This window comes from Oceanibaculum pacificum (assembly GCF_001618175.1).
GTDB classification, from domain to species: Bacteria; Pseudomonadota; Alphaproteobacteria; order Oceanibaculales; family Oceanibaculaceae; genus Oceanibaculum; species Oceanibaculum pacificum.
In genome coordinates this window covers 1-8,506 of the sequence record NZ_LPXN01000036.1, presented here as the reverse complement: position 1 = coordinate 8,506, position 8,506 = coordinate 1, and the positions used below count along the sequence as shown (strand labels likewise).

Annotated in this window: 9 protein-coding genes; 2 read left to right on the top strand and 7 right to left on the bottom strand. The window is 67.0% G+C overall.

What is annotated here, in order from left to right; all coding sequences use genetic code 11:
* Nucleotides 1–35 precede the first annotated feature (35 nt).
* Entirely contained in the window at nucleotides 36–986 is a 951-nt protein-coding gene (locus AUP43_RS19185; protein WP_198154811.1) for a GNAT family N-acetyltransferase, read from the bottom strand.
* A 20-nt stretch (nucleotides 987–1,006) separates the two neighbouring features.
* Entirely contained in the window at nucleotides 1,007–2,236 is a 1,230-nt protein-coding gene (locus tag AUP43_RS03455; RefSeq protein WP_067552754.1) for a Zn-dependent hydrolase, read from the bottom strand.
* A gap of 129 nt (nucleotides 2,237–2,365) precedes the next feature.
* On the opposite strand from AUP43_RS03455, the gene AUP43_RS03450 reads away from it, so the two are divergent.
* Both AUP43_RS03450 and AUP43_RS03445 read left to right on the top strand, forming a co-directional pair.
* On the top strand, nucleotides 2,366–3,643 hold the full coding sequence (locus AUP43_RS03450) for an ArgE/DapE family deacylase (protein WP_067552751.1): 1,278 nt from the start codon (nucleotides 2,366–2,368) through the stop codon (nucleotides 3,641–3,643).
* Nucleotides 3,643–4,686, top strand: coding sequence for a histone deacetylase family protein (locus tag AUP43_RS03445; RefSeq protein WP_067552748.1), 1,044 nt, complete (start codon nucleotides 3,643–3,645; stop codon nucleotides 4,684–4,686). Before AUP43_RS03450 ends, AUP43_RS03445 begins: the two co-directional genes overlap by 1 nt.
* A 75-nt stretch (nucleotides 4,687–4,761) precedes the next feature.
* On the opposite strand, the gene AUP43_RS03440 is transcribed toward AUP43_RS03445, so the two are convergent.
* The 5 genes from AUP43_RS03440 to AUP43_RS03420 form a co-directional block, all read right to left on the bottom strand.
* Nucleotides 4,762–5,631, bottom strand: coding sequence for a 3-hydroxybutyryl-CoA dehydrogenase (locus AUP43_RS03440; protein WP_407668459.1), 870 nt, complete (start codon nucleotides 5,629–5,631; stop codon nucleotides 4,762–4,764).
* A 41-nt stretch (nucleotides 5,632–5,672) separates the two neighbouring features.
* Nucleotides 5,673–6,611 carry an electron transfer flavoprotein subunit alpha/FixB family protein gene (locus AUP43_RS03435; protein WP_067552742.1) on the bottom strand — a complete coding sequence of 313 codons (939 nt, stop codon included), beginning with the start codon at nucleotides 6,609–6,611 and terminating at the stop codon, nucleotides 5,673–5,675.
* Nucleotides 6,612–6,636: 25 nt separating this feature from the next.
* The gene (locus AUP43_RS03430; RefSeq protein ID WP_067552739.1) at nucleotides 6,637–7,386 is read right to left on the bottom strand and encodes an electron transfer flavoprotein subunit beta/FixA family protein; all 750 of its coding nucleotides are present in this window, start codon (nucleotides 7,384–7,386) and stop codon (nucleotides 6,637–6,639) included.
* Between the two features lie 148 nt (nucleotides 7,387–7,534).
* The gene (locus tag AUP43_RS03425) at nucleotides 7,535–8,110 is read right to left on the bottom strand and encodes a cob(I)yrinic acid a,c-diamide adenosyltransferase (protein ID WP_067552736.1); all 576 of its coding nucleotides are present in this window, start codon (nucleotides 8,108–8,110) and stop codon (nucleotides 7,535–7,537) included.
* A gap of 13 nt (nucleotides 8,111–8,123) precedes the next feature.
* Nucleotides 8,124–8,315, bottom strand: coding sequence for a twin transmembrane helix small protein (locus tag AUP43_RS03420; RefSeq protein WP_067552733.1), 192 nt, complete (start codon nucleotides 8,313–8,315; stop codon nucleotides 8,124–8,126).
* Nucleotides 8,316–8,506 lie beyond the last annotated feature (191 nt).

Below are 8,506 nucleotides of genomic sequence, written 5' to 3'. Positions count from 1 at the left end.
AGGCGTCTCGAAGCATAAGGCGGCGCGCGCCGCGCTTAAGCCGTGATCTCCCAGAACAGCGTGCGGATGCCCCGGTTCCTCGGATTGTCGAACTCCGCCACCTTGGTCATGCCGATCTTCTCGGCGACGCGGGCGGAACCGGCATGGTCGTGGGCCATGTTGGCGACCAGGCGGGGCAATCCCAGCACCTGGAACGCATAATCGCGGATCGCGGCGGCGGCCTCGACGGCGAAGCCCTGCCGCCAGTAGGGGTGGTGGATGATATAGCCGAGATCGACGACATCCTGCGCCATCAGCACGGTGGGGATCAGCCCGGCATCGCCGATGCGCGCGCCGGTCGCGGTCTCGATCAGCGCCCAGCGGCCATATCCGTGGCTGCGATAAGTCTCGCGCCAGCGCGCCACCCAGCCCGCCACCTTCTCGCGGTCGAACGGGGCCGGCCAGAAGCGCATGGTCAGCGGATCGGACAGGATCGGGTACAGCGCCTCGGCCTCGCCCGGCGCGTAGCAGCGCAGGGTGAGCCGGCGGGTGCGCAGCACGTCGGCGGTATCGGCCTCGTAGCGTTTCAGCAGCCGCCCGGTGCTGGGCGAGGCGTGGCCGCCGATGCGCCGGCAGCCCATACGCTCGTAGAACGGCTCGGCGTTCGGGTCGGCGTCGAGCCGCAGGCGGGCATGGCCGAGCCGCCGCGCCTCCCCCATCATGTCCTGCCAGAGGATGCGCCCGACGCCGCCGCCCAGGACGGCCGGATCGGCGAACATCAGCGCCACCTCCGGCACCGCGCCGGACAGATCGAGCGCCCAGAGGCCGACCGGCCTGCCGTCGCGCTCCAGCACACGGCAGGGCTGCGCGGCCAGCCGCGCGGGCGTGACCGCCAGCTCCTCCCGGCAGGATTCCAGGAAGGCGGCGCTGTAGCCCCAATGCGCCTTGGAGCGCATCACCAGCTCGCTCAGCGCCGCGCACTCATCCGTCCGCGCCGACCGCAGCATCCCGCGAGACTCCGCGCCGGTCAGCCTTGCGCGCGTTCCAGCATGGCATGCAGCAGCACGTTGCAGCCGGCCTCCAGATCCTTCGGGTCGGCGTTCTCCACCTCGTTATGGCTGATGCCATCCTCGCAGGGCACGAAGATCATGCCGGTGGGGGCGACCTTCGCCATATAGACCGCGTCATGGCCGGCGCCGGAGACGATGTTCATATGCTCGTAGCCATACAGCTTGGTGCCCTCGCGCACGGCGGCGACGCATTTCTCGTCGAACGGGGTGGGCGGGAAGTACCAGAATTCCTCCACCTCGACCTCCAGCCCGGACTCCACGGCGATCAGCGAACAGGCGTCGCGCAATTCCCGGTCCATTTTGGTCAGCACCTCGTCCTGCGGGTGCCGGAAATCGATGGTGAAGAACACCCGGCCGGGGATCACGTTGCGGGAATTCGGGCTGACCTGCAGGAAGCCGACCGTGGCGCAGGCGTTCGGCTGGTTCTCCAGGCCGATGCGGTTCACCGCCTGCACCATGCGCGCGGCCCCGACCAGCGCGTCGCGCCGGCGCGCCATAGGCGTCGGGCCGGCATGCGCCTCCTGGCCGACCACGGTGACCTCGTACCAGCGCTGGCCCTGCGCGCCGGTGACCACGCCGATCGTCTTCTCCTCCGCCTCCAGGATCGGCCCCTGCTCGATATGCGCCTCGAAATAGGCCTTCACCGGCTTGCCCACCGGCTCCGCGCCCTCATAGCCGATGCGCCGCAGCTCGGCGCCCAGCGTCTTGCCGTCGACATCCTGCTTGGCCTGGATATCCTCCAGCGCGAACACGTCGGCGAACACGCCGGAGCCCATCATGGCGGGGGAAAAGCGCGAGCCTTCCTCGTTGGTCCATACCGCCACCTCGACCGGGGCGACGGTCTCGATGCCGGCGTCGTTCAGCGTGCGCACCACCTCCAGCCCGGCCAGCACGCCATAGACGCCGTCGAAGCGGCCGCCGGTCGGCTGGGTGTCGAGATGGCTGCCGGTCATCACCGGCGGCAGGGAATTATCCTTGCCCGGCCGGCGGGCGAAGATATTGCCGATCTTGTCGACCGTCACCGTGCAGCCGGCCTCCCGGCACCAGCGCACGAACAGGTCGCGGCCCTCCTTGTCCAGGTCGCTGGCCGCCAGGCGGCAATTGCCGCCCTTCTCGGTCGCGCCGATCTTCGCCATTTCCATCAGGCTGTCCCACAGCCGGTCGCCCTTGACCTGGATATTCTTCATCGCCGCTTCCCTCATGATCTTCGCGTGCGGACAGCCTAGCCTGTGCCGCGCCACGTTGCATCTGTTCTACTTGTCACTGATACTCACAACATCCGATCAGGCCAAGTGCTAGAAAACGAGGAGACGGCGATGCCCGACACCGAACTGACGACGAAAATCCTGAAAGCCGTCGACGATGGGTTGCAGGAGCAGATCGACTATACGGCGGAGCTGGTGAAGCTGCCCTCGCTGCGCGGCCAGGAGGCGACGGCGCAGGATTTCATGGCCCGCTCGATGCGCGAGCGCGGCTACACGGTCGACCGCTGGAAGATCGATGTCGAGGATATCCAGAATTTGCCCGGCTTCTCGCCCGTGCATGTCTCCTACGACGATGCCTGGAACGTGGTCGGGGCGCACCGGCCGAACAGCCCCAAGGGCAAGTCGCTGATCCTAAACGGCCATATCGACGTGGTGCCGACCGGCCCGCTGGATATGTGGAGCCGCCCGCCCTTCCAGCCCTATGTCGATGGCGACTGGCTGTATGGCCGGGGTGCGGGCGACATGAAGGCCGGGCTGGCGATCAACCTCTACGCCGTCGACGCGCTGAAGCGCCTGGGCCTGGCCCCGGCCTGCGATATCTACTTCCAGTCCGTGGTCGAGGAGGAATGCACCGGCAACGGCGCGCTGGCCTGCCTGCAGCGCGGCTACCGGGCGGAAACCGCGATCATCACCGAGCCGTCGGGCGACCGGCTGGGCTCCGCCCAGGTCGGCGTCATGTGGTTCCAGGTGAAGGTGCGCGGCCGGCCGGCCCATGTCGCCTATGCCGGCAAAGGCTCCAACGCCATCGAGGCCTGCTTCCCGATCATCGAGGCGCTGCACGGGCTGGAGGAGCAGTGGAATAAGGACCGCCACCCGATGTTCCACGAGGAGGAGCACCCGATCAATTTCGTGGTCTCGAAGATCGAGGGCGGCGACTGGACCAGCTCGGTCCCGGCCTGGTGCACCTTCGACATGCGGATTTCCTGCTATCCCGGCCAGGATCTGGCCGATGTGCGCCGCGCCGTCGAGGAGACCGTGTCGGGGGCGTCGCGCAAGAGCAGCTTCCTCGCCAACAACCCGCCGGAGATCGTCTATCACGGCTTCCAGGCCGAAGGCTATGTGCTGGAGGGCGGCGAGCAGGGCCAGAGCCTGCTGAAGGCCTGCCACAAGACGGTCTATGGCGAGGAATTGCAGAACCGCGTCTTCACCGGCACCACGGACGCCCGCTTCTACGGCCTCTATGCCGGCATCCCGGCGATGGTCTATGGCCCGAAATCGTCCGAGATCCACGGCTTCGACGAGCGCGTCTCCATCGAGTCGATCCGCAAGGTCACGCAGTCGGTGGCGCTGTTCATCGCCGATTGGTGCGGCGTGGAGAAGGCGGCCTGATGTCCATTCCCGTCTTCTACTCCAAGTGCCAGGAGCGGCACGATCCCCGCACCTTCATCTTCCGCGGCCAAGTGACGCAAAGCCCGGAACAGGCGGCGCGCGCCGGCGTGTTCCTGAAAGCCGCCGAGGCCGCCGGCCACGATGTCCGCGAGCCGTCCGACCGGGGCGAGGGGCCGATCCGCGCCATCCATGACGATGGCTATGTCGATTTCCTGAAGACCGCGCATGCCGACTGGTCGGCGTTGCCGGGCGCCTCGGCGGAGATCACGCCGAACGTGCATCCCAGCCGGCACATGGCGGACACGCGTGGCATCGGCGCAAAGGCCTCCATCGTCTCGCGCGTCGGCTATTACACCACCGACACCGCCTGCCCGATCGGCGCGGGCACCTGGGAGGGGGTATATTGGTCGGCGCAGACCGCGCTGGCCGCGGCCGCGCATGTCGAAGGCGGGGCGAGGGCGGCCTATGCGCTGTGCCGGCCGCCGGGGCATCACGCCTATCACGATCTGTCGGGCGGCTTCTGTTTCCTGAACAACAGCGCCATCGCCGCCGAGGCGCTACTGGCCAAGTTCGGCCGGGTGGCGATCCTGGATGTCGACGTGCATCACGGCAACGGCACCCAGGGCATCTTCTACGGCCGCGACGATGTGCTGACCGTCTCGCTGCATGGCGACCCGACCAGCTTCTATCCCTGGTACACCGGCTTCGAGGACGAACGCGGCGAGGGCGTGGGCACCGGCTGCAATCTGAACTTCCCGCTGCCGCAGGGCACCGGCGACGACGCCTATCTGACCGCGCTGGAGCCGGCGCTGGCCGCCGTGCGGGCCTTCCAGCCCGGCGCTGTCGTGGTGGCGCTGGGGCTTGATGCCTCGGAGGCCGATCCGCTGCGCTTCTTCCACATCACCACGCCGGGTTTCGGGCGCATCGGCGCGGCCATCGCCGCCCTCGCCCTGCCCACCGTTCTGGTGCAGGAGGGCGGCTACCCGTCCGACATTCTGGGCGAGAATTTAGCCAGCTTCCTGGCGGGTTTTGAGGGGCGGTAAGGCCGCACCTCCGAGGCAGGCGCTTATCCCCGGATGATCCCCCCGCATGTGTTGCGGGGGGTGCCGTGGGCGGGGCTACCGCGTCGGGACGGGCTTTTCGCCGCTATAATCGTAGAAGCCGCGGTTGGTCTTGCGGCCGAGCCAGCCGGCCTCGACATATTTCACCAGCAGCGGGCAGGGGCGGTACTTGCTGTCGGCCAGGCCGTCATAGAGCACGTGCATGACTGCCAGGCAGGTGTCCAGGCCGATGAAGTCGGCCAGCTCCAGCGGCCCCATCGGGTGGTTGGCGCCCAGCTTCATGGCGGTGTCGATGGCCTCGACCGAGCCGACGCCCTCATAGAGCGTGTAGACCGCCTCGTTGATCATCGGCAGCAGGATGCGGTTGACGATGAAGGCCGGGAAATCCTCGGAAACCGCGACCGTCTTGCCGAGATCGAGCGCGAGGGCGCGGATTTTCTCGAAGGTTTCCTCGCCGGTCGCGATGCCGCGGATCAGCTCGACCAGCTGCATCACCGGGACCGGGTTCATGAAATGCATCCCGATGAATTTCTCGGGCCGGTCGGTGGTGGAGGCAAGCCGGGTAATGGAGATCGAGGAGGTGTTGGAGGCAATGATCGCGGTCGGCGAGAGCTTCGGCACCAGCGCCTTGAAGATCGAGCGCTTGACCTCCTCATTCTCCGTCGCGGCCTCGATCACCACGTCAGAATTCCCGAAAATGGAATAATCCGTTCCGGTTTCTATAAGCGACATCGCCTTGGTCGCGGCGGCTTCGTCCAATTTGCCGCGCGCGACCATGCGCTTCAGGTTCTGGTCGATCTTGCCCAGCGCATCGTCCAGGCGCGCCTGTTCGAGGTCGGACAGCTTCACCTGGTAGCCGGCGGCGGCGCAGACCTGGGCGATGCCGCTGCCCATCTGGCCGGCGCCGATGACGCCAATGATCTTCATCCCCATCTTCCTCGCTTGGTGCCCGGCTTATGGTGGCCGGCTTACTTGCTGAGTTCGGCTTCCAGCTCCGGCACGATCTTGAACAGGTCGCCGACCAGGCCGTAATCGGCAACCTGGAAGATCGGCGCTTCCTCGTCCTTGTTGATCGCGACAATGACCTTGGAATCCTTCATGCCGGCGAGATGCTGGATGGCGCCCGAGATGCCGACGGCGATGTAGAGTTCCGGGGCGACGATCTTGCCGGTCTGGCCGACCTGGTAGTCGTTCGGCACGAAGCCGGCGTCGACCGCGGCGCGCGACGCGCCGACGGCGGCGCCCAGCTTGTCGGCGATCTTGTCGAGCATGTGGAAATTATCGCCCGACTGCATGCCGCGACCGCCCGAGACGATGACCCGGGCGCTGGTCAGCTCCGGCCGCTCGGACTTGGAAAGCTCCTGGCCGACGAAGCTGGACTTGCCGGAATCGCCGGTGGCGTCGGTCTTCTCGATGGCGGCCGAACCGCCCTCGGCGGCGACCGCGTCGAAGCCGGTGGCGCGCACGGTGATGATCTTCAGCGCGTCGCTGGACTTCACGGTGGCCAGCGCGTTGCCGGCATAGATCGGGCGCACGAAGGTGTCGCCATCCTCGACCGCGACGATCTCGGAGATCTGCTGCACGTCCAGCAGTGCCGCGACACGCGGCATCACGTTCTTGCCCGACGTGGTGGCCGGCGCCAGCACATGGCTGTAGCCGCTGGCCAGCTTCACCACCAGCGGGGCCAGATTCTCGGCCAGCGCATGGGCGAATTCCGCACTGTCGGCGACCAGCACCTTGGCGACGCCGTCGATTTTCGATGCGGCCTCGGCGGCGGCGTCGCAGCCGGCGCCGGCGACCAGCACATGGATGTCGCCCGCGCCGATCTGCTTGGCGGCGGCCACGGTGTTCAGCGTCGCCGGCTTCAGCGCCGCGTTGTCGTGTTCTGCAACGACAAGAATGCTCATTGGTGTTCCTCGCGTCCTGACGGTCTTAGATGACCTTGGCTTCGTTGCGCAGCTTGTCGACCAGCTCGGCGACGCTGCCGACCTTCACGCCGGCCGAACGCTTCGGCGGCTCGGTCACTTTCAGCGTGGTGAGGCGGGGCGCGGTATCGACGCCCAGATCGGCCGGGCTCATCTGCTCGATCGGCTTCTTCTTCGCCTTCATGATGTTCGGCAGCGAGGCGTAGCGCGGCTCGTTCAGGCGCAGATCGGTGGTCACGATGGCCGGCAGCTTCAGCGCCACCGTCTCCAGCCCGCCATCGATCTCGCGGGTCACGTTCACCGTGTCGCCCTCGGGCGCGACCTTGGAGGCGAAGGTGCCCTGCGGCCAGCCCAGCAACGCGGCCAGCATCTGGCCGGTCTGGTTGCAATCATCGTCGATTGCCTGCTTGCCCAGGATGACGAGCTGCGGCTGCTCCTTCTCGACCACGGCCTTCAGCATCTTGGCGACGGCCAGCGGCTGCAATTCATCGTCGCTCAGCACATGGATGCCGCGGTCGGCCCCCATGGCGAGCGCGGTGCGGATCGTCTCCTGCGCCTGCTGGACGCCCAGCGACACGGCGACGATCTCCTCGGCCTTGCCGGCCTCCTTCAGGCGAACCGCCTCTTCGACGGCGATTTCGTCGAACGGGTTCATGGACATCTTCACATTGGCCGTCTCAACGCCCGAACCGTCCGCCTTGACCCGGACCTTCACGTTGTAGTCGACGACACGCTTTACAGCGACGAGAACCTTCATGGTGACGCGGTTCCTCTAGGAAATTCCTCCGGATAGAGCCGCCTGTGTTAGGGGAGGCGGTGCTATGTGTCAAGCGAGCCTAGCGCAGGCTTTCGGCGATGCACAATAAGCTTGATCGGTCTGCCGCCCTGACAAATCCGCCGTTCCGTCAGGACTCGCGGGTGCCGCCCGGAACCCACAGAACGTCCTGCGCGCCATTGCCGTTCAGCCGTCGGCCGAGCACGAAAAGATGGTCCGACAGCCGGTTCATGTATTGCAGCGCGGCAGGGTTGATGGCCTCGCGCGCGCCCAGCCGGGTGATCTCCCGCTCCGCCCGGCGGGCCAGCGTGCGGGCCAGATGCAGATGCGCCGCCGCCGGCGTGCCGCCCGGCAGGATGAAGGATTGCAGCGGCTGCAAGTCGGCGTTCATCGCGTCTATCTCGCGCTCCAGCCGCTCGACCTGGGCGGGCAGGATGCGCAGCGGCTCATAGCCCAGGTCTTTTCCCTCATCCGGCGTGCAGAGATCGGCCCCCAGATCGAACAGATCGTTCTGGATGCGGCCCAGCAGTGCGTCCTCCGGCATGTCGGCGGTGTGCAGGCGCACCAGCCCGATGGCGGCATTCGCCTCGTCGACAGCGCCGTAGGCGGCCACGCGCAGCGCGTGCTTGGGCACCCGCTTGCCGGTGCCCAGCGAGGTTTTGCCCTTGTCGCCGCCGCGCGTGTAGATGCGGGTCAGCTTGACCATGCCGGCCCGCCCGTCAGCGCAGGAACATGGCGATCGCGAACATGGCCAGCGCGATGGCTTGGGCCAGGATGCGCAGCCGCATGATCTTGTTGGCGTTACGCCGATTGAACTCGCCGCCGCGCGCCATCGCGAACAGCCCGGTTCCCAGCACCCCCAGCGTGATCAGCATGGCGGCGCCGGTCAGGTATATGAAGATATCGCTCATAACAGGGATATAGTCCCGCCAGGCCGGAAAGCACAATGGCGGTTATGGTCGCACTGGCCCAGCGGCGGCAGTCGCCAGCATTCGCGATACGCTATGTTGCCCCCTCCCCAGCCCGTCCCCCCCGCACTGGTTGCGGGGTCCACGCTTCCGCCCCTGGATGCCGGTCGAGCAGGCTGAACCCTGGATTCCCG